Below are 20,678 nucleotides of genomic sequence, written 5' to 3'. Positions count from 1 at the left end.
GATCCTATGCTGTCGAGAAAAGCCTCTAGCGAGTTTCATGGCGGCCCGTACCCCAAACCGACTCAGGTGGTCAGGTAGAGAATACCGAGGCGTTCGGGTGAACTGTGGTTAAGGAACTCGGCAAAATGCCCCCGTAACTTCGGGAGAAGGGGGGCCATTGCTGGTGATGGGACTTGCTCCTTGAGCTGGTGGTGGCCGCAGAGACCAGCGAGAAGCGACTGTTTACTAAAAACACAGGTCCGTGCGAAGCCGTAAGGCGATGTATACGGACTGACGCCTGCCCGGTGCTGGAACGTTAAGGGGACCGGTTAGTCCGACTTCGGTCGGGCGAAGCTGAGAACTTAAGCGCCAGTAAACGGCGGTGGTAACTATAACCATCCTAAGGTAGCGAAATTCCTTGTCGGGTAAGTTCCGACCTGCACGAATGGCGTAACGACTTCTCGACTGTCTCAACCACAGGCCCGGTGAAATTGCATTACGAGTAAAGATGCTCGTTTCGCGCAGCAGGACGGAAAGACCCCGGGACCACTATAGCTTGATATTGGTGTTCGGTTCGGCTTGTGTAGGATAGGTGGGAGACTTTGAAGCAGCAACGCCAGTTGTTGTGGAGTCGCCGTTGAAATACCACTCTGGTCGTGCTGGATGTCTAACCTGGGTCCGTGATCCGGATCAGGGACAGTGTCTGGTGGGTAGTTTAACTGGGGCGGTTGCCTCCTAAAGGGTAACGGAGGCGCCCAAAGGTTCCCTCAGCCTGGTTGGCAATCAGGTGTTGAGTGTAAGTGCACAAGGGAGCTTGACTGTGAGACTGACGGGTCGAGCAGGTACGAAAGTAGGGACTAGTGATCCGGCGGTGGCTTGTGGAAGCGCCGTCGCTCAACGGATAAAGGTACCCCGGGGATAACAGGCTGATCTTCCCCAAGAGTCCATATCGACGGGATGGTTTGGCACCTCGATGTCGGCTCGTCGCATCCTGGGGCTGGAGTAGGTCCCAAGGGTTGGGCTGTTCGCCCATTAAAGCGGTACGCGAGCTGGGTTTAGAACGTCGTGAGACAGTTCGGTCCCTATCCGCTGTGCGCGTAGGAGTGTTGAGAAGGGCTGTCCCTAGTACGAGAGGACCGGGACGGACGAACCTCTGGTGTGCCAGTTGTCCTGCCAAGGGCATGGCTGGTTGGCTACGTTCGGGAGGGATAACCGCTGAAAGCATCTAAGCGGGAAGCCTGCTTCGAGATGAGCACTCCCACCTCCTTGAGAGGGTAAGGCTCCCAGTAGACGACTGGGTTGATAGGCCGGATATGGAAGCCCTGTGAGGGGTGGAGTTGACCGGTACTAATAGGCCGAGGGCTTGTCCTCAGTTGCTCGCGTCCACTGTGTTGTTCTGAAACAACGACCCCCACGAACACTCGTGTGGGTGGTGACAGTTTCATAGTGTTTCGGTGGTCATAGCGTGAGGGAAACGCCCGGTTACATTCCGAACCCGGAAGCTAAGCCTCACAGCGCCGATGGTACTGCAGGGGGGACCCTGTGGGAGAGTAGGACGCCGCCGAACAATTTTTCAGGGAAAGCCCCTCGCCTTCTGGCGGGGGGCTTTCTCGCGTTCACGACCGGAAAATTCCCGAATGCGGTGCGGGAGGGGCAGCGAGACCTGTTGCCGGGTGGTTCGGTGCACGGCACACTGTGGCGTCATGGTCGTGGAGCAGGGCGAGGGGGCCGGCGGAAGAGCCGGCCGGGGCGGCGACGACTTTCGGGTGTTCTACGAGGCCGCGTACGGTCAGCTGGTCGCGCATCTGTACGCGCTGACGGGAGATCTGGGTGAGGCGCAGGACGCCGCCCAGGAGGCGTTCGTCCGGGCGTGGAACCACTGGGGGCGGCTGGTGTCGCACGAGAACCCGGTGGCGTGGGTGCGGCTGACGGGGCAGCGGATCGCGATCAGTCGGTGGCGGCGGGCACGGACGGCGTTGCAGAGCTGGATCCGGCACGGGGACGCGAATCTGCCGGTTCCGGGGCCGGGACCGGAGACGGTCGCGTTGGTGGAGGCGTTGCGGCAGCTGCCGGAGGCGCAGCGGTCGGCGTTGGTGTGGCATCACATGGGGGGTCGTTCGGTGGCGGAGATCGCCGCGGACGAGGGGGTGCCGGTGGGGACGGTGAAGGCGCGGTTGCATCGGGGGCGGCAGGCGTTGGCGGTGTTGTTGGGGGAAGAGCCGGCGGCGGTCGGGGAGGAGTCGATGGTCGCGCCGCTGGAGTCGGGGCCGGCGGCCGCCGTGGGTGAACGGGCCTCTGACGGGCAGGAGTTGACGGGTAGCGGTGCGGGTGACGGGGAGCAGGGGGCTGTGGAGCTGACGGGGGATCGGGTGCGGGTGTCGGAGGACTGCGGTTCGCATGTCTAGACCCGAGTCGGAGCCGGTGACGGCGGAGCAGACGGGGGCGGAGGACCGGCCGGCGATCGGTGCTGCCCGGCTGGAGGCGATGTTCGACGGGCTGCGGCGCGAGGTGGTGCTGGCCGTGCCGGTGCCGGCGAGCGCGGAGTTGGCGCGTCGCGGGGCGGCGCGTCGGCGTCGGCGGGCGGGTGTGGTGGCGGGTGCGGCGGCACTGGGTGTCGCGGTGCTGTGGTCGGCGGTGACGGTGCTGCCGGGGCCGGTGGGGCACGGGGTGGCGGGGTACCCGGTGCAGCCGACGGCTGCGGCGGGCAAGCCGACGGGGGACGTGCCGTTGCCGGTGCCGCTGCCGGAACCGCAGTTGCCCTCGGTGGCGGGTGCGCCGGTGTGGGCCCCGTTGGACTCGGCCGATCCGGCGGTGAAGGCGCTGGCCTTGGACGTGGCGCGGCTGCCGAGTCTGCAGGGCGGGTACGGGCCCTGGAAGGCGGTGCCGTCGGCGGACCGCTCCGCGGACCAGGAGGCGACGCCCGGTCCTTCGGGGTCCGCCTCCCCGGAGACGGCGGTCTCGGCCGGCCCGTCGCAGAGCTCGAACTCGGCTGCCGGCAGCGGGCCTTCGCAGCCCGGAAGGTCCGGAGAACCGAGTGGGTCCGGCCCGCCGGCGGACCCGTTCGCGGACGGTTGTGTGTCGCGCCTGGTCCAGACGTCGGGGGCCCTGCAGATGTGGGGCCAGCGGTATGTGGATGCCTGGCACGTGGAGGCGTCGGCGCAGCAGTTCGTGCTGCGGTTCGGCTCGCCGCTGGCGGCGGAGAACCAGGCGTCCCGGCTGCTGGCGGGTGGGGAGTGCGTGAGCTCGGGGGCGGGCTGGAAGGTGGAGCAGCAGATCGGGGCGTTGGTGGGGTTGGCGGTCCGGCAGCCGGTGGCGTACGCGGAGGAGGTGGCGGTGCACCTCACCGGGACGACGTTGGCGGTGATGACGGTCCGTCGCGGCGGTCCGGGGGCGACGCCTGCGGTGGGGCTGTCGGATTCGTTCCTGGCGTCGGCTTCGCAGTTCCTGCTGCTGCCGTCCTCGGGGCCGTCCTCGGGCTGAGCCGCCACCGTCCTCGGGCTGAGCCGCCACCGTCCTCGGGCTGAGCCGCCACCGTCCTCGGGCTGAGCCGCCACCGTCCTCGGGCTGTTTCGAAACCCACCCCGGGCTGATCCGGCGCCGACTGCGGGCTGAGCGGCAGGTCTACGGACTCCCGGGCCGAGCGCGGACCCGGATGCAGCGTGCCGCGCCCGGGAGGGCGTCGTCCCCGTCCGTGCGTGCACGGGGAGTTGTCGGGCGGGGGCCCCGGGGGGCGTCCGGAAAGTTTCGAAATTGGTCCCGGAACCCGTGCAACCCGTCTCTGCCGGGCCGCGTAGGTGTGGTGAGGCCGCCGCCGATCGGGGCGGCGGCCCGCCGGGGGAACGCCGGGTCGGGTGGTCGGGGCAGCACAGGGGACTGCCCCGGCCGTCCGACCGGGTGTCGGCCGGATCGCAGGCCGCGGTGAGCCCTGGGCTCGGCGGTCGGAGGGGAGTGCCGTGGGGGCTGAGACCGTGGGTGTGTCGGTCGTGCCGGGGCTGGAGGAGCTGCGCAGGCGCGCGGCCGCCGCGGGGCCGCCGCCGGACGAGGGCATGGTGGTGTGCGAGAACCTGGTGCGGATCCACCGGTCCGAGGGCGTCGAGGTGCAGGCCCTGCAGGGGCTCGATCTGACGGTCGAGGACGGCGAGTTGCTCGCGGTGGTGGGCGCCTCGGGTTCGGGGAAGTCGACGCTGCTGGGGATCCTGGCGGGCCTGGACGTGCCGACGGCGGGCAGTGCCCGGGTGGCGGGGAACGACCTGCTGGCGATGGACAAGCGGGAGCGCCTGGCGTTCCGGCGCCGGACGGTGGGGTTCGTCTGGCAGCAGACGGCGCGGAACCTGCTGCCGTACCTGACGGCGCTGGAGAACGTGATGCTGCCGATGGGGTACGCGGGGGTGGCGCGGCAGGAGCGGCGGCGGCAGGCCGCGGACCTGCTGGGCCTGTTGGGGATCGAGCACCTGGCGGGGCGTCGTCCGGCGGAGATGTCGGGTGGGGAGCAGCAGCGGGTGGCGATCGCGGTGGCGAACGCGAACTCGCCGGCGCTGCTGCTGGCGGACGAGCCGACGGGGGAGCTGGACAGTGCGACCAGCGAGGAGATCTTCGCGGCGCTGCGGTCGGTGAACGAGGAACTGGGGGTGACGGTGCTGATCGTCACCCACGATCTGATGGTGGCTCAGGAGGTGCGGCGCACCGTGCGGATCCGCAACGGGCGGACGTCCACCGAGGTGCTGCGTCCGGACCGGGGCGAGCCGGGGGTGGAGTACGCGGTGCTGGACCGGGTGGGGCGGTTGCAGTTGCCGCAGGACTTCACGGAGGCGTTGGGGCTGAGCCGTCGGGTGCGGCTGGCTCTGGAGGAGGACCACATCGGGGTGTGGCGCGCGGAGAGTGCGGAGGTGCGGGGATGAGCGGCGCGATGGTCGTGGTGGAGGACGTGCACCGGACGTTCGGTGCGGGGGACCGGGCGGTGCACGCGGTGCGGGGGGTGTCGTTCACGGCGAAGGCCGGGGAGTTGACGGCGCTGCGGGGCCGGTCGGGGTCGGGGAAGACGACGCTGCTGAACCTGGTGGGCGGTCTGGACATGCCGTCGGCGGGGCGGATCAGCATCGCCGGGATGGACCTGTCGGGTCTGGACGAGGTGGGCCGGCTGGCGTTGCGGCGGGACCGGATCGGGTTCGTGTTCCAGTCGTTCGGGTTGATCTCGGTGCTGACGGCGGCGGAGAACGTCGGGGTGCCGATGCGGCTGCGCCGGGTCGCGGTGAAGGAGCGCGAGGAGCGGGTGCGCTCGCTGCTGGCGATGGTGGGTCTGGCGGACCACGCGGCGCAGCGGCCGACGGAGCTGTCGGGTGGTCAGCAGCAGCGGGTGGCGGTGGCGCGGGCCTTGGCGAACGAGCCGGCGCTGCTGATCGCGGACGAGCCGACCGGGCAGCTGGACTCGGACACCGGTCTGGCGATCATGGAGCTGCTGCGGGCGGTGGTGCGCAGCGAGGGGGTGACGGCGCTGGTGGCGACGCACGACCCGCAGCTCATGGACCTGGCGGACAGTGTGCTGGAGCTGCGGGACGGCCGGATCGTCGAGTAGCCGGAGGCGGGTCAGGCCCAGAAGTCGCGGACCAGGTCGACGATCCGCCGGGCCTGGGCGTGGCCGGCCCGAGCGGAGGGGGCGCGGACGGCGGTGTCGAGCGGGTTGGTGCCGAAGGCGGTCAGCGAGTCCTCGTCGGGGGTGACGGCGAGGACCGTGCCGGTGGCCCGGAGGGTCTCGAGTTCGGCGGCGAGGTGGGTGTCGGCCAGCGGGGCGAGGACCAGGACGGTCTGTTGACCGGTCATCAGGTCGGCGTTGTTGCAGCTGCGGATGCCGCCGTCCATGTAGCGGCGGCCGTCGATCTCGACGGTGGGCCAGATGCCGGGGACGGCGCAGCTGGCGGCGACGGCGTCGACCAGGGGGACGCCGCTGTGGCGGTCGAAGGTGCGGGGTTCGCCGGTGTCGGCGTCGACGGCGGTGAGGGTGAGCGGCCAGGCGGGCCAGTCGTGGGAGGGGAGGCGGCCCGCGATGACGGCGTGCCGTTCGGCGGCGGGGACGGTGTCGGCGTCGAGGGCGAGCCGGCCGATGCGGCGGCGCAGTTCGGCGGGGTCGGTGATCTCGGCGGTCAGGGCGTCGATGGTTTCGAAGAGCGCCCCGAGGGCTTCGGCGGGCGGGACGATCTCGTGGTTCTGCCGGTCGGGGTCGGTCTGCCGCCGGTGGAGTTCGGCGAGCGGGAGGCCGGAGGCGAGCTGGCCGGCGACGGTGGAGCCGGCGGAGGTGCCGAGGACGTGGTCGGCGGTGGCGGGGAGGTCGAGGCCGGCTTCGGCGAAGCCGTGGAGCAGGCCGGTCTCCCAGGAGATGCCGGCGAGTCCGCCGCCGCCGAGTACAAGTCCGCGCATGGTGGTGTCCCCTCGTGTCGACCGTTCCGGTCGGCATTCTGGAGCAACGGCCGTCAAGAAGTTGACAATTATTCACCGAAGGCAGTCTGATCAGCGGATATTCCGATCGCAGGCCGTAATCTCAAGGCATGGTGCACACGGGCCGCGGCCGGCTGCGGATCTACCTCGGGGCGGCCCCGGGCGTCGGCAAGACGTACGCCATGCTCGCCGAGGCGCACCGCCGCCTCGACCGCGGCGCGGACCTGGTCGTCGGCTTCGTGGAGACCCACGGACGCGCCCGCACCGCCGAACTGCTCGACGGCCTGGAGACCGTTCCGCGCCGCACCATGCACCACCGGGGCGCCGAATTCACCGAACTCGACCTGGACGCGGTGCTGGACCGGGATCCGGCGATCGTGCTGGTCGACGAACTCGCCCACACCAACGTCCCCGGCTCGCGGCACGCCAAGCGCTGGCAGGACGTCGAGGAACTGCTGGCGGCCGGCATCGACGTGATCTCGACCGTCAACATCCAGCACCTGGAGTCGCTGGGCGACGTGGTCGAGGGCATCACCGGCGTCCGGCAGCGGGAGACCGTCCCGGACGACGTGGTGCGGCGCGCCGACCAGATCGAACTGGTCGACATGTCGCCGCAGGCGCTCCGCCGCCGCCTGGCGCACGGCAACGTGTACGCGCCGGAGAAGGTCGACGCGGCGCTCGCCCACTACTTCCGGCCCGGCAACCTGACCGCGCTGCGCGAGCTCGCGCTGCTGTGGACGGCCGACCGGGTCGACGAGTACCTCCAGCGCTACCGCGCCGAGCAGGGCATCCAGGGCACCTGGCAGGCCCGCGAACGGATCGTGGTCGGCCTGACCGGCGGCCCGGAGGGCGCCACGCTGATCCGCCGCGCCGCCCGGATCGCCGCCCGGGCCAGCGCCGGCGAACTGCTCGCCGTGCACATCTCGCGCTCGGACGGGCTGTCCGGCTCCTCGCCGCAAGCCCTGATCGAGCAGCGCGCGCTGGTGGAGAGCCTCGGCGGCAGCTTCCACTCGGTGCTCGGCGACGACCCGGCGGCCGGCCTGCTGGACTTCGCGCGCGGCGTCAACGCCACCCAGATCGTGATCGGCACCAGCCGCCGCAAGGTCTGGCAGTACGTGTACGGGCCGGGCGTCGGCCTGACCGTGGCCCGGGACTCCGGGGACATCGACGTCCACATGGTCAACCACGAGCACGCGGCGCTCGGCCGGGGCCGGATCCCGGTCCGCAAGGTCACCGACCTGGGCCGGACCCGGACGGTGGCGGGCTGGCTGATCGGCGTGGCCGGGCCGCCGCTGCTGGCGCTGGTGCTCAGCCGGTTCCACGACCAGGGGCTGTCCACCGACATGCTGCTGTTCCTGTCGCTGACGGTGTGCGCGGCGCTGGTCGGCGGCCTGTTCCCGGCGATAGCGTCCGCGCTGGTCTCCTCCTCGGCGCTCAACTACTACTTCGCGCCCCCCATTCACACCTTCACCATCGCCGAGCCGCAGAACATCATGGCGGTGGCGATCTTCGCCGCGGTCGGCATCGCGGTCGCCACCGTCGTCGACCTGGCCGCCCGGCGCAGCCACCAGGCGGCCCGCGCCCAGACCGAGGCGCAGACGCTCTCCGCGCTGGCCGGCACCGTGCTGCGCGGCGCCCCCACCGGCGAGGGCGTGCTGACGGCGCTGCTGGAACAGGTCCGGGAGACCTTCCAGCAGGAGGCCGTGGCCCTGGTCGAACGCGCCGGCCCGCACGACCCCTGGCACGCCGCCGCCGCGGTCGGCCCGCGCCCGCCGGCCGGCCCCGAGCAGGCGGACGTGGACGTGCCGGTCGGCGAACGCCTCGCCCTGGTGCTGCGCGGCCGGGTGCTGCCCGCCGCGGACCGGCGGATGCTCGGCGCGTTCGCCAACCAGGCCGCCGTCCTGCTGGAGCGCCGCCGGCTGGCCGGGGAGGCCGCCGCCGCCCGCCGCGAGGCCGAGGGCAACCGGATCCGCACCGCGCTGCTCGCCGCCGTCTCGCACGACCTGCGCACCCCGCTGGCCGGGATCAAGGCCGCCGTCACCTCGCTGCGCGCCGAGGACGTCGAGTGGGACCCGGAGGACGAGGCCGAACTGCTGGCCGGCATCGAGTCCGGCGCGGACCGCCTCGACCACCTGATCAACAACCTGCTGGACATGAGCCGCCTGCAGACCGGCACCGTCACCCCGCTGCTGCAGCCCACCGACCTGGACGAGGTGGTGCCGTTCGCGCTCGGCGGCGTCCCGCCCGGCAGCGTGCGGCTGGACGTGGCGGAGTCGCTGCCGATGGTGCACGCCGACGCCGGTCTGCTCGAACGGGTGCTGGCCAACCTGGTGGAGAACGCCGTCAAGTACGGCCCGCCGGGCAGCCCGGTGCTGGTGAAGGCGGACCTGCTGCGGCGCGCCCGCCGGGTCGAGCTGCGGGTCGTCGACCGCGGACCGGGCGTCCCCGAGGAGGCCCGGGAGCGGATCTTCGCCCCGTTCCAGCGCTACGGCGACGCCCGCGCGGCACCGGCGTGGGGCTCGGCCTGGCGGTGGCGCGCGGCTTCGCCGAGGCGATGGGCGGCACCGTCACCGCCGAGGACACTCCCGGCGGCGGGCTGACCATGGTGGTCTCCCTGCCCGCCGTCGACCTGAACGACCACGCCGACAACGGAAAGGCCGGTCCCGCATGACCCGGGTCCTCGTGGTGGACGACGAACCGCAGATCGTCCGCGCCCTGGTGATCAACCTGAAGGCCCGCAAGTACGAGGTGGACTCCGCGCACGACGGCGCGAGCGCCCTGGAACTCGCCGCCGCCCGCCACCCCGACGTGGTGGTGCTCGACCTCGGCCTGCCCGACATGGACGGCGTCGAGGTGATCCGCGGCCTGCGCGGCTGGACCCGGGTGCCGATCATCGTGCTGTCCGCCCGGCACGCCTCCGACGAGAAGGTCGAGGCGCTGGACGCCGGCGCCGACGACTACGTCACCAAGCCGTTCGGCATGGACGAGCTGCTGGCCCGGATGCGGGCCGCGGTGCGCCGCGCCGAGCCGGTCAGCGCCGAGGGCGAGCCGGTGGTCGCCACCGAGTCGTTCACCGTCGACCTGGCCGCGAAGAAGGTCAACCGTCAGGGCGCCGACGTCCGGCTCACCCCCACCGAGTGGCACCTGCTGGAGGTGCTGGTGCGCAACTCCGGGCGGCTGGTCAGCCAGACCCAGCTGCTCCAGGAGGTGTGGGGCCCGGCCTACCGCAAGGAGACCAACTACCTGCGGGTCTACCTGGCGCAGCTGCGCCGCAAGCTGGAGGCCGACCCGTCGCACCCCCGGCACTTCATCACCGAACCCGGCATGGGCTACCGCTTCGAGCCGTGACCGGCCGCCGGGTCCGGCCCCGGTGCTCTGCCGCCGGGCGGTGGCGAACCGGTACCCTTCCGGCATGAGTGGTGACAACATCGGCGACCAGCCGCAGGGCCGTTTCCGCCGCATGCTGAGCCGGCTGACGTCCTCCTCGGAGGAGCTGGCCGCCCAGGAACTGCGGCAGGACACCGCCGAGGCGGGCTGCACCCCGATCGCCGCCTGCGGCGACCGGGAGGTCGTCACCGTGGCCGGAACGCTGCGGACCGTCACGCTCCGCCCCCGCGCGGGCGTGCCCGCGCTGGAGGCCGAGCTGTTCGACGGGACGGAGGCGCTGGACGTGGTGTGGCTGGGCCGTCGCTCGATCGTGGGAATCGAGCCGGGCCGCCGCCTGATCGCCAGCGGCCGGATCGGCCACGCACGCGGGCGCCGCGTGCTCTTCAACCCCCGCTACGAGCTGCGTCCGGTGGGACACGGGAGCGAGTCCGCGTGAGCAACGAGGCCGAGGCGATCCGGGTGACCGACCCCCAGCAGCAGCACGACCGGCAGGGCAGCGGGTACGAGCGGGACGCCTCCAAGGAGGCGGCCGAGACGGTGCTGAAGGCCTTCGGCGGCATCCGCGGCATGGTCGACATGACGCTGCCGGGCCTGGTGTTCATCGTCGCGTTCAACATCACCCACAAGGTGCCGGTCGCCGCCTGGTCGGCGCTCGCCCTGTGCGCGGTGTTCGTGGTGGTCCGGCTGGCCCGCCGGGAGACCATCCAGCACGCCTTCTCGGGCGTGTTCGGCGTGGCGATCGGCGCCTGGATCTCGATGAAGACCGGCAAGGCCGAGGACTTCTACCTGCCGGGCCTGCTGTGGAACGTCGGCTACTGCGTGGCGCTGGCGATCTCCGCGCTGGTGCGCTGGCCGATGATCGGCCTGATGCTCGGCCCGATCACCGGCGAGATGTTCACCTGGCGCAAGGAGAACCCGGGCCGGCTGGCCGCCTACACCCGGGCGACCTGGGCCTGGGTGCTGATCATGGGCCTGAAGCCGCTGATCCTCTTCCCGCTGTACTTCACCCACAACGTCAACCTGCTGGGCTGGCTGAAGGTCGCGCTCGGCATCCCGCCGCTGCTGCTGGCGATGTACGTGACCTGGCAGATCCTGCTGAAGGCGCCGCCGCCGATCAAGGCGGTCCTCGACGACGAGGACGAGCAGGAGCCGCAGAAGTGACGAAGGGCCCGCGCGGTGCGCGGGCCCTTCCTCGTGCGGCGGGGCGGATCAGCCGGCGAGCAGCGTCTCCAGCTCCTCCTCGCGCTCCTGGGCGGCGACGAACAGCAGCTCGTCACCGGCCTCCAGGGTGTCGCTGCCACCGGGGACCAGCACCCGGCCGGCCCGGATGATGGTGACCAGCGCGGTGTCCACCGGCCAGGCGACGTCCGCGACCCGGGTGCCGACCAGGCCGGTGTCGGCGGCCAGGGTGAGCTCGACCAGGTTGGCGTTGCCCTGCGAGAAGCGCATCAGCCGGACCAGGTCGCCGACGCTGACGGCCTCCTCGACCAGCGCCGACATCAGGCGCGGGGTGGAGACGGCGACGTCCACGCCCCAGGACTCGTTGTACAGCCACTCGTTCTTCGGGTTGTTCACCCGGGCGACCACCCGGGGCACCCCGTACTCGGTCTTGGCGAGCAGCGAGACGACCAGGTTGACCTTGTCGTCACCGGTGGCGGCGATCACCACGTGGCAGCGCTGCAGGGCGGCCTCGTCGAGCGAGGTGATCTCGCAGGCGTCGGCGAGCAGCCACTCCGCCAGCGGGACCCGCTCCACCGAGATGGAGTTCGGGTTCTTGTCGATCAGCAGGACCTCGTGGCCGTTCTCCAGCAGCTCTCCGGCGATGGAACGGCCGACGGCACCGGCTCCGGCGATGGCGACGCGCATCAGTGACCAGCCTCCTCGGGGCCCTTGGCGAAGGCCGCCTCGACCGCGGTCAGTTCGTTGCGGCGCAGCATCACGTGCACCAGGTCGCCTTCCTGCACCACCATCTGCGGGGTGGGCAGCACGCCCTCGCCGACCCGGGTGACGAACGCCACCCGGACCCCGGCGGAGGCCTCCAGGTCGGACAGCCGGTGGCCGATCCACGCCGGGGCGAAGGCCACCTCGGCGAGCTGGACGGCGCCCGACGGGTCCTGCCAGACCGGCTCGGCGCCGCTCGGCAGCAGCCGGCGCAGCATCTGGTCGGCGGTCCAGCGGACGGTGGCGACGGTCGGGATGCCCAGCCGCTGGTAGACCTCGGCGCGGCGCGGGTCGTAGATGCGGGCCGCGACGTGCTCGACGCCGAAGTTCTCGCGGGCGACCCGGGCGGCGATGATGTTCGAGTTGTCACCGCTGGAGACGGCGGCGAAGGCGCCCGCCTCCTCGATGCCGGCTTCCCTCAGGGTGTCCTGGTCGAAGCCGACGCCGGTGACCCGGCGGCCGTTGAAGCCCGCGCCGAGCCGACGGAAGGCGGTCGGGTCCTGATCGACGACCGCGACCGAGTGGCCTTGTTTCTCGAGCGTTCTGGCGAGGGCGGAGCCCACGCGCCCGCAGCCCATGATGACGATGTGCACGCGACTACCTCACCCGATCCGTTGGGGTCATGACCTGCGTAAACACCGCTCATCGTCCTTCCGTGCCCCCGATTGCAGGGGCGAGTTGTCGACCGCGCCTGTGATCCGACGCGAGGGGCAACGGGGTGTTGCCCGCTAACTCTTATTCCGACACGCTAGCCGGTCCACCGAACGCAGTCTCGACCAAGGTGGCCCCGGAAGGCATCGAGTGCCACCGGGAGCCCTTACGATTCCTTGCTGTGCCTATGCCTGCTGACCTACCGAAACGCATCCTGATCGGGCGTGCGCTGCGCAGCGACAAGCTGGGGGAGACGCTGCTCCCCAAGCGCATCGCGCTGCCGGTGTTCGCCTCGGACGCGCTCTCCTCCGTGGCGTACGCGCCCGAGGAGATCCTGCTCACGCTGTCGCTGGCCGGCGCGTCGGCGATCCACTTCTCCTGGCAGATCGGCCTCGTGGTCGCCGTCGTCATGCTCGCGGTGGTCGCCTCGTACCGGCAGAACGTGCACGCGTACCCCAGCGGCGGCGGCGACTACGAGGTCGCCACCGTCAACCACGGGCCGAACTCCGGCCTGGTGGTGGCGAGCGCGCTGATGGTCGACTACATCCTCACCGTGGCGGTGTCCACCACCTCCGGCGTCGCCAACGTGGTGTCGGCGGTGCCGGCGCTGCGCGGGCACGAGATGGCGCTGTCGGTGTTCCTGGTCATCCTGCTGATGGGCATGAACCTGCGCGGCGTGCGCGAGTCCGGCTCCGCGTTCGCGGTGCCGACGTACGCGTTCATGGTCGGCGTGCTCGGCATGGTGGTCTACGGCCTGGTGCGGCACTTCGGGTTCAACGCGGCGCTGCCCGCGGAGAGCTCGGCGTACCACCTGGAGGCGACGCCCGGGAACGGGGCGCTGGGCGGGTTCGCGTTGGTGTTCCTGCTGCTGAAGGCGTTCTCCTCGGGCTGTGCCGCGCTCACCGGCGTGGAGGCGATCTCCAACGGCGTGCCGGCCTTCCGCAAGCCGAAGAGCAAGAACGCGGCGACCACGCTGCTGATGATGGCGAGCATCGCCGTCACGATGTTCATGGGCATCATCTACCTGGCGCATCTGACCGGGACGCAGATGGCGGAGAACCCGGCCGAGCAGCTGATCGGCGCGCCCGCCGACTACCACCAGAAGACCGTCCTCGCGCAGATCTCCGAGGCGGTGTTCTCCAACTTCACCCCGGGCTTCTACTTCGTCGCGGGCACCACCGGCCTGATCCTGGTGCTGGCCGCGAACACCGCGTTCAACGGCTTCCCGGTGCTCGGCTCGATCCTGGCCCAGGACCGCTACCTGCCGCGGCAGCTGCACACCCGCGGCGACCGGCTGGCGTTCTCCAACGGCATCGTGCTGCTGGCCGGCGCGGCGATCCTGTTCATCGTGGCGTTCGGCGCCGACCCGAACCGGCTGATCCAGCTGTACATCGTCGGCGTGTTCGTGGCCTTCAACATGAGCCAGTCCGGCATGATCCGGCACTGGACCCGGCTGCTGAAGACCGAGACCGACCCGAAGAAGCGCGCCCGCATGCAGCGCAGCCGGGCGATCAACACCTTCGGCCTGGTGATGACCATGGCCGTGCTGATCGTGGTGCTCGCCACCAAGATCGGCCACGCCTGGATCGCGATCGCGCTGATGGTGGTGCTGTTCGTGATGATGAAGGCGATCCGCCGCCACTACGACAGCGTCAACTCCGAGCTGCAGGCCGTCGAGGAGGCCGAGGACGTCGCCCCGCCGACCCGGGTGCACGCCGTCGTCCTGGTCTCCAAGCTGCACAAGCCCGCGCTGCGCGCCCTCGCCTACGCCCAGCTGTCCCGGGCGCACGTCCTGGAGGCCGTCACCGTCAACGTGGACCCGGCCGACACCGCGGCGCTGCGCAAGGAGTGGGACGAGCGCGGCATCGACGTGCCGCTGAAGGTCCTCGACTCGCCGTTCCGCGAGATCACCGGCCCGGTCCTGGAGTACGTGAAGAACCTGCGCCGCGACCGGCCGCGCGACGTCGTCGCGGTCTACATCCCCGAGTACGTGGTCGGCCACTGGTACGAGCACCTGCTGCACAACCAGAGCGCGCTGCGCCTCAAGGGACGTCTGCTGTTCAAGCCCGGCGTGATGGTGACGTCCGTACCCTGGCAGTTGGAGTCCTCGGAGCGCCGCAAGGCGCCGAAGGCGTGGTCCGCGCCCGGCGCGGTCCGCCGCGGCGAGCCCCGCCCGGGGGCCGGGCGGGCCACCGGGGAGTCCGGGAGCGGCAAGGACGACGCCGCGCCGCGCGACTGAGCGGCGCAGCCCGTCCGGCCTCCCCATGGCCTTCAATGGGCCCGTGGCGGATCGCTCCCGGTCCGCCACGGGCCGCCGTTGTTCTCCACCGTCCGTCTTCTGCCGTCCGTATCGCGTAAGGAAGCTCCCCTTGACCCGCAACAACCCGCCCCGCTCCTCCGGTCGCCAGGGCCGCCCCGGCCGCACGTCCGGCGCCAAGCCCGGGCAGGTGGCGCACCCGCGCTGGAGCAGCCGGCCGTCCCGGCCCGAAGCCACCGACCGCGAGGGCAACACCGCCCGCAGCCTGCCGCCGGTGCCCGGCGAGCAGCGGCCCGCGGAGCGGCCGGCCGAGCGCCCGGCGGCCGCGAAGGGCGACCGGCGCGGCGCCCAGGGCGGCGGCAAGGGGGCTCAGGGAGCGCAGGGCGCCAAGGGCGCTCAGGGCTCGCGGGCCGCTCAGGGCGAGGGGCAGAAGAAGGCCGACCGGCAGGGGCGCAGGCCCGGTGCGGTGCGGACGCCGAAGGTGCTGCGGCCGGCCAAGCCGGTGCTGCGCCAGCCGTCCGGCGACCCGCTGGTCGGCGAGCGCTACGAGGTCGAGGTCGGGCCGGTCGCGCACGGCGGGCACTGCGTGGCCCGGCACGAGGGCCGGGTGCTGTTCGTCCGGCACGCGCTGCCCGGCGAGCGGGTGATCGCGCAGGTCACCGACGGCACCACCACCTCGCGGTTCCTGCGGGCCGACGCGGTGGAGGTGCTGGAGGGCGCCAAGGAGCGGATCGAGGCGCCCTGCCCGTTCTCCGGCCCCGGCAAGTGCGGCGGCTGCGACTGGCAGCACGTCACCCCCGGCGGGCAGCGCAAGCTCAAGGGCGCGGTGCTCACCGAGCAGCTCGCCAAGCTGGCCGGCCTCACCCCCGAGGAGGCCCGCTGGGACGGCTCGGTCGAGCCGGTCGGCGGCAAGCTCCCGGCCGGCGAGGTCCCGGCCTGGCGCACCCGCATGCAGTACGCCGTCGCCGAGGACGGCTCGATCGGGCTGCGCAAGCACCGCTCGCACGAGGTCCAGCCGATCGACCGCTGCCTGATCGCCGCGGACGGCGTCACCGAACTGGGCATCGAGTCCCGCGACTGGACCGGCGTGGCCGCGGTCGAGGCGATCGCCGCGTCCGGCTCCTCCGACCGGCAGGTGATCCTGCGGCCGCGGCCCGGCGAGCAGCTGCCGCTGGTCGAACTCGACCGGGAGACCTCCATCGCCCGGATCGACGAGCAGGACCTGTTCCACCGCGTCCACGGCCGCGCCTTCGTCCGCGAGCGCGCCGCCGACCGCACCTGGCGGGTCTCCAACGGCGGCTTCTGGCAGATCCACCCCGCCGCCCCCGACACCCTGGTCGACGCCGTCCTCACCGGCCTCGACCCGCAGTGGGGCGAGAGCGCCCTCGACCTGTACTGCGGCGTCGGCCTGTTCGCCGGCGCGCTCGCCGACCGGGTCGGTGAGGAGGGCGCGGTGCTCGGCATCGAGTCCGGCAAGCAGGCCGTGCTGGACGCCCGGCACAACCTCGCCGCCCTGGAGAACGTCCGGATCGAGTGCGACAAGGTCGAGACCCTGCTGCCCCGCACCGGCATCACCTCCACCGACCTGATCGTCCTCGACCCGCCGCGGGCCGGCGCCGGCCGCGACACCGTCGCCCACCTCTGCTCCCTGGAGGCCCGCCGCATCGCCTACGTCGCCTGCGACCCGGCGGCCCTCGCCCGCGACCTCGCCTTCTTCCGGGAGGGCGGCTACCGCCCCGTCTCGCTGCGCGCCTTCGACCTCTTCCCGATGACCCACCACTTCGAGTGCGTGGCCATCCTGGAGCCGGCCGCCGAGCAGCAGTAACCGGAACCCCTCACCGGCACGGGCGCAGGAGCCTCTCCTGCGCCCGTGCGGCGTTTCCCGCGCCGGTGCTCAGCGGCTGCTGCGGCCGGGAAGTTGACGGATCGTCACGGGCGGGCGGTTTCGCGGGGGCGCGGCAGGAGAAGGGGTGTCGGACGGCACGAATGATTTCAGTCGCCGAGCCGTTGACCTGGGAGCTGAAACCTTTCGTGCGGTGGATCTTGTGGCTTCCACCGCACGAAAGATTTCAGTGCGCACATGGTCATTTGAGGCAGATGGTCAGCAGTCACGTTCGGTAATCGGCACGGCAGCCCTGGACGGGCGCCCCCGCCCTATCTGGGCTGAGCCGCGTGGGCCCCGACGTACGTCCGCGATGCTCACCACTCGGGAGGATTAACCTTGGTCCGTGCTGTTGACCTACGTTGACGAGAGCTACTCGGACACCGCGTACTACATCGCGGCCCTCCTGTGTCCCGACACCGAGGCGATCTCACTCGCCAAGGCTCTCGACAAGGTGGTCGCTGAGGCGGCGTGCTCCTACGACGTCCCCGCGGGAGCCGAACTCCACGGCCACGACATCTTCCAGGCCAAGGGTCACTGGAAGAAGATGGGACCGCTGGTCCGAGCGAGGATTGGCGTCTACAACGGCGCCTTCCAGGCCGTAGCCGACCACGACGTAAAGATCATTATCCGCGGCGTCGACCTTGCTGGCCTCCAGAGGCGCTATGGCGATAACCATGACGCGCCCCACTCGATTGTTCTCACCCACCTGCTTGAGCGAGTCGAGGAGTACGCGCGTTCCCAAAACGAGTTCGCCTTGATGATCGCCGACGAGGTCCCCGGGCAGGACGGCTATCGCGATGAGCTGGCCTACTACAAGTCTGTGGGGACATGGGGCTATCGCGCGAAGCAGCTCACGCGCATCGTGGACACCATGCACTTCGCGCCGTCCCGGGCGAGCAGACTGGTGCAAGCTGCGGATCTCATCGCGTACCTCCACCGGCGTATCAGCAGCCAGGCGGACGTCGATGATCGCGCAAGGCGGGCCAACGAGAAGTTGTGGGAGCGAATCCAGCCGAAGGTCCAGCACAGCTTGACCTGGTACCCCTAGACGCACAAAGGCCCCGTCGCGTGGACGGGGCCTAGGGCTCACCGGAAGACTATGACGTCTCCCTGGCTCTAAGTTTAGCGATTTGCTGCTCGGTGGGAACAGCGGACAGCGTGTCCTGAGCCACTTTTGAGCCATCTGGACTATGCCCCACGGCGTCGCTGACCTGGCGCTTTAGTCCGTGATCGCCGGTGGATTCCAAGCGAGGCTTCAGCTGGCGGCCGTCTCTCCGTCGTCAGGGTCGCTCGACACGATGGGCGGCTGGGGCTCCTCGTGCCATGAGGTGTCGTAGGTGGTCTGAGCGTTCTCGTTGATCACGATGCTGCTCATGAGCTTGCGGTCGACGGCTTCGGCGCCGGTCATGACGGCTTCGGCGGCGGACTCCCGGATCAGCTCGGCGAGTGAGCTGATGTTGCCTCCGGTGCGCTGGTGAAGGTACTTCCAGGCGCGCTTGAGAGTGCCGGGCTGGTGCCGGTAGAGCACGAGGGCGTCCTCCATCGACGCGATGACGCTGACCCAGTCGGCCTTGTCCTGCCGCGTCTCGATAGAGAACGGCTCGATGTGAAGCAAGGTGTTGCGGCCGGAGGTCTGGGTGACGCGGGATCCGCCGGCGCCTTCCAGGAACAGCCCGGAGTGCTTGAGGTCGACGCCGGTGTAGATGAAGGTGGCCGCGGTGTGATTGGCGATGAACTTCAGGTGGTCGTTGACGACCTTGCCTTCCCTGAGGGACAGGTCCATGAAGTGGGCGTCGTCGATGATCACCAGCTCCACGCCGCAGCGGCGCATCTCGTCCAGGAGCCGGTTGGTGATGGTGCTCTTGGTCGCGCCCGAGCGGTACCCCATGCCCATGTAGTCGGCCAGCGCGATGGACAGGTCCTTCGGGGTGGCCTGGGAGGGGATGTTGACGTACACGACGGGCGTGTAGTCGATCGAGCGGTTGTCGACGCGGTAGCTGCGTTCGAAGCGCTCGGGGAACTCTTCGCGCAGGCCGTGTTCGAAGTCGTAGCCGAACATCTTGACCAGGGTGGACTTGCCCAAGGTGGCGGGGCCGTCCAGGACGATGCCACGGCGGGCGCCGGCCGGCTGGTGGGCGTTGGTGACCATCCGGCGGCGAATCTGGTGATGGATGGCCTCCATCTTGGCGGTGCGGACGATCACCAGGGCGCTGTGGTGGGCGTTGCGGGCCTTGTTGTGCAGGGTCTTCTCCTTGGCGCTGAGCTGCTCGTACAGCTCCAGGGAGAGCCTGTCAGGCTTGGTGGGCGGCTCGGAGTCGAGGTAGGCGCGCCATTCCTCCTTCGTACGGGGCTCGGAGAGGCCCGGGTGCTCGAAGTAGCGAGGGTCGTCGTCGGGGAAGGCGATGGCGGCCACGTGCTTAGTTCTCCTGGTTGGTGCGCGGGTTCCACACGGTGGCGGGCTGGATGGCGTCGAGATCGAGGTCGTCGTTCTCGTCGAACAGGTCTGGGACGGCGTGCAGGGCGGTGATGGTGGGCTTGCGGGTCTGCGGAACGGGTGGCGGGGCTGCGGTGCCGGCACGGCCGGGATGGAGCGCAGGGCGTCGGCAGCCTGCGCGTGGGCGCGGTGGCGGTCGCGGGTCCAGCGCTTGCGGGTTCCCTTGGTCCAGGTCTCGGGGGCGTCGGTGCGGTTCTGCAGCTCCCGCAGGGCCTGGGCGATGTTGGTCTGCTTGGAGGCGTCGGCCCCGCGCTGGACGAGCAAGCGTTTGGCTTCGCGCAGGGTGATGTCGGTGAACGGCTGCAGGTCGCTGAGCGCGTGGGTCCAACGCAGCGTGTACCACTTTTTGTCGCGCGGGTTGTGGAAGTACACGTGTAGGAGATTGCGCGGGTCATAGCGGATGGGCCACAGCTCGTTCGGGTACGGCGACTTGGCCTTGCGGAACTGGTAGAGCACCTCGGCGTTGTAGACGAGGTAGTTGATCTCCACGCCGTAGGAGTTGATGACCCGGCCGCCGTTGTCGGCGATCGGCAGCAGCTCGTAGTACAGGTTCGGATCCCTCGGGCAGTCGACGAAGCCGGCCGAGCCCAGAGCCATCGCGTATGCCTCGTTCGGGGAGACCTCAAGGTCGGGGAACCCGTACAGGTGCAGTCCTGAGTGCGAGTTCTGCTGGTAGACGGCGACGACGTACTCGGCGAAGAACTCGGCGATCTCGTCGATGCTCCAACGGGCCTGCTCCTCGACGGTGCGGCCGCGGGTTGCGACGTTGAAGCCCTTGTAACCGGCGACGTGCATGGAGAACTGCTCGCGGATGGTGCCGAAGAGCCGTTCGACGTGGGGCTTGTCGGTGGGCTTGAGCTTGCGCGCGTCCTGGATGTCGATCTTCCAGGAGCGGCAGGCACGGCGCACGACGTCGGACTGGTAGGGCTTGCCGTGGTCGAAGATCAGGGTCTCGGGGTAGATCACCGGACGGGCGGCGGCCTGGGCGAGACGCTCGTCCAGCGACAGGAGCCTCTCGTAGGGCACGCGGAGCATCGAGTAGCGCAGGGCGTCATCCCATGCCGGACGCATCGGCTCCGGTGTCATCACGTCCGCCAGCAGAAGGCCGATATCGATGGCCTTAGAGGACGTTAAGTCCGTTTCTGGTAGCGCCCGCGTCCGGGTTGGTCGAGGAGTCCCTGACGAACGAGTCGTCCCAGGCGGGAGCGGGTGAGGTTGATCGAGGGCTCGTCGGCGGGCAGTCCGAGGAGTTCGTGCAGGTCGCGGACCCGGAAGACCTGCCCGGGGTGCTCGTTGAAGGCGGTCACGATCTGCTGGTAGACGGTGGCGGTCTCCGCAGGGGCCGGTTCATGGTCGGGAAGGGTGAGGCCGTCGATGACCTTGCCGGTGGTGACGATCTCGGCGAGGCGGGCCTCGACCTCGGCCAGGGCGCCGGTGAGTCGCTCGATCTGTTCGCGCAGGTAGTCGGCGCGTGCGGCGGTCTCGTCGTGTTCGGCCTGCAACAGCCGCAGGAGTTCGGTGACGTTCACGCAGCCAGCTCGACGTCGTCGCGCCAGGCGGGGCTGGGGGCGGTCAGGCGGCGGAGCATGCCGGCTGTGGAGGCCCAGTAGACGCGGGAGGCGGCGTTGTCGGGCCGGTGATCGTAGTCGCGGGCG

15 protein-coding genes, 1 rRNA gene, 2 pseudogenes and 2 other annotated features are annotated in these 20,678 nt (G+C 70.5%); of the genes and pseudogenes, 12 read left to right on the top strand and 6 right to left on the bottom strand.

Features of this window, described 5'->3' with window-relative positions:
• Positions 1–92 precede the first annotated feature (92 nt).
• Positions 93–464 (top strand) — a sequence feature (23S ribosomal RNA rRNA prediction is too short).
• A gap of 10 nt (positions 465–474) precedes the next feature.
• Positions 475–1,338: a sequence feature (23S ribosomal RNA rRNA prediction is too short), on the top strand.
• A gap of 91 nt (positions 1,339–1,429) precedes the next feature.
• The 5 genes from rrf to KCH_RS13290 all read left to right on the top strand — a co-directional run bounded on the left by rrf (position 1,430) and on the right by KCH_RS13290 (position 5,551).
• Positions 1,430–1,546, top strand: a 5S ribosomal RNA gene (gene rrf, locus KCH_RS13310).
• Positions 1,547–1,682: 136 nt separating this feature from the next.
• Complete coding sequence (locus KCH_RS13305; protein ID WP_084223567.1) at positions 1,683–2,384, top strand: sigma factor-like helix-turn-helix DNA-binding protein; 702 nt, start codon at positions 1,683–1,685, stop codon at positions 2,382–2,384.
• Complete coding sequence (locus KCH_RS13300) at positions 2,377–3,459, top strand: hypothetical protein (RefSeq protein WP_035862872.1); 1,083 nt, start codon at positions 2,377–2,379, stop codon at positions 3,457–3,459. The genes KCH_RS13305 and KCH_RS13300 overlap by 8 nt, the downstream gene beginning before the upstream one ends.
• A gap of 473 nt (positions 3,460–3,932) precedes the next feature.
• Entirely contained in the window at positions 3,933–4,877 is a 945-nt protein-coding gene (locus tag KCH_RS13295) for an ABC transporter ATP-binding protein (RefSeq protein WP_084223565.1), read from the top strand.
• Positions 4,874–5,551 carry an ABC transporter ATP-binding protein gene (locus KCH_RS13290; RefSeq protein ID WP_035862868.1) on the top strand — a complete coding sequence of 226 codons (678 nt, stop codon included), beginning with the start codon at positions 4,874–4,876 and terminating at the stop codon, positions 5,549–5,551. The genes KCH_RS13295 and KCH_RS13290 overlap by 4 nt, the downstream gene beginning before the upstream one ends.
• An 11-nt stretch (positions 5,552–5,562) precedes the next feature.
• Here the strand turns inward: KCH_RS13290 and KCH_RS13285 are convergent, their stop codons facing one another.
• On the bottom strand, positions 5,563–6,390 hold the full coding sequence (locus KCH_RS13285) for a patatin-like phospholipase family protein (RefSeq protein WP_035862863.1): 828 nt from the start codon (positions 6,388–6,390) through the stop codon (positions 5,563–5,565).
• A gap of 128 nt (positions 6,391–6,518) precedes the next feature.
• Between KCH_RS13285 and KCH_RS13280 the strand changes: the two are divergent.
• The 4 genes and pseudogenes from KCH_RS13280 (at position 6,519) to KCH_RS13265 (ending at position 10,956) form a co-directional block, all read left to right on the top strand.
• Positions 6,519–9,079, top strand: a pseudogene (locus KCH_RS13280) (ATP-binding protein).
• The gene (locus KCH_RS13275; RefSeq protein ID WP_035862852.1) at positions 9,076–9,756 is read left to right on the top strand and encodes a response regulator; all 681 of its coding nucleotides are present in this window, start codon (positions 9,076–9,078) and stop codon (positions 9,754–9,756) included. Before KCH_RS13280 ends, KCH_RS13275 begins: the two are co-directional and overlap by 4 nt.
• 64 nt (positions 9,757–9,820) lie before the next feature.
• On the top strand, positions 9,821–10,231 hold the full coding sequence (locus tag KCH_RS13270) for an OB-fold nucleic acid binding domain-containing protein (RefSeq protein ID WP_035862850.1): 411 nt from the start codon (positions 9,821–9,823) through the stop codon (positions 10,229–10,231).
• Complete coding sequence (locus KCH_RS13265; RefSeq protein ID WP_341865372.1) at positions 10,228–10,956, top strand: DUF3159 domain-containing protein; 729 nt, start codon at positions 10,228–10,230, stop codon at positions 10,954–10,956. Before KCH_RS13270 ends, KCH_RS13265 begins: the two co-directional genes overlap by 4 nt.
• Before the next feature lie 48 nt (positions 10,957–11,004).
• Here KCH_RS13265 and KCH_RS13260 read toward each other — a convergent pair whose 3' ends face one another.
• Both KCH_RS13260 and KCH_RS13255 read right to left on the bottom strand, forming a co-directional pair.
• Positions 11,005–11,661, bottom strand: a complete 657-nt coding sequence (locus KCH_RS13260) for a potassium channel family protein (RefSeq protein ID WP_035862848.1) — start codon at positions 11,659–11,661, stop codon at positions 11,005–11,007.
• A complete protein-coding gene (locus tag KCH_RS13255; RefSeq protein ID WP_035862846.1) occupies positions 11,661–12,329 on the bottom strand; it encodes a potassium channel family protein in 669 nt (222 codons plus the stop codon). Before KCH_RS13255 ends, KCH_RS13260 begins: the two co-directional genes overlap by 1 nt.
• 245 nt (positions 12,330–12,574) lie before the next feature.
• Between KCH_RS13255 and KCH_RS13250 the strand changes: the two genes are divergently transcribed.
• The 3 genes from KCH_RS13250 to KCH_RS37255 all read left to right on the top strand — a co-directional run bounded on the left by KCH_RS13250 (position 12,575) and on the right by KCH_RS37255 (position 17,577).
• Complete coding sequence (locus KCH_RS13250; RefSeq protein ID WP_035862842.1) at positions 12,575–14,626, top strand: APC family permease; 2,052 nt, start codon at positions 12,575–12,577, stop codon at positions 14,624–14,626.
• A gap of 499 nt (positions 14,627–15,125) precedes the next feature.
• A complete protein-coding gene (locus KCH_RS13245) occupies positions 15,126–16,469 on the top strand; it encodes a class I SAM-dependent RNA methyltransferase (protein WP_425268897.1) in 1,344 nt (447 codons plus the stop codon).
• A gap of 403 nt (positions 16,470–16,872) precedes the next feature.
• Positions 16,873–17,577 (top strand): DUF3800 domain-containing protein, encoded by a 705-nt coding sequence (locus KCH_RS37255; RefSeq protein ID WP_051653027.1) that lies wholly within the window; start codon positions 16,873–16,875, stop codon positions 17,575–17,577.
• Positions 17,578–17,784: 207 nt separating this feature from the next.
• Here the strand turns inward: KCH_RS37255 and KCH_RS44375 are convergent, their stop codons facing one another.
• From KCH_RS44375 to KCH_RS44370, 3 genes and pseudogenes are all read right to left on the bottom strand, one after another.
• Complete coding sequence (locus KCH_RS44375; protein WP_244305315.1) at positions 17,785–20,049, bottom strand: TniB family NTP-binding protein; 2,265 nt, start codon at positions 20,047–20,049, stop codon at positions 17,785–17,787.
• Positions 20,050–20,153: 104 nt separating this feature from the next.
• Positions 20,154–20,552, bottom strand: coding sequence for a type IV toxin-antitoxin system AbiEi family antitoxin domain-containing protein (locus KCH_RS13225; RefSeq protein ID WP_035862840.1), 399 nt, complete (start codon positions 20,550–20,552; stop codon positions 20,154–20,156).
• Positions 20,549–20,678: pseudogene (locus tag KCH_RS44370) on the bottom strand (IS5/IS1182 family transposase); the annotation flags it as partial. The gene KCH_RS13225 and the pseudogene KCH_RS44370, both read right to left, overlap by 4 nt.

It is taken from the genome of Kitasatospora cheerisanensis KCTC 2395 (genome assembly GCF_000696185.1).
GTDB classification, from domain to species: domain Bacteria; phylum Actinomycetota; class Actinomycetes; order Streptomycetales; family Streptomycetaceae; genus Kitasatospora; species Kitasatospora cheerisanensis.
This window is presented reverse-complemented; position numbering and strand designations above follow the sequence as displayed.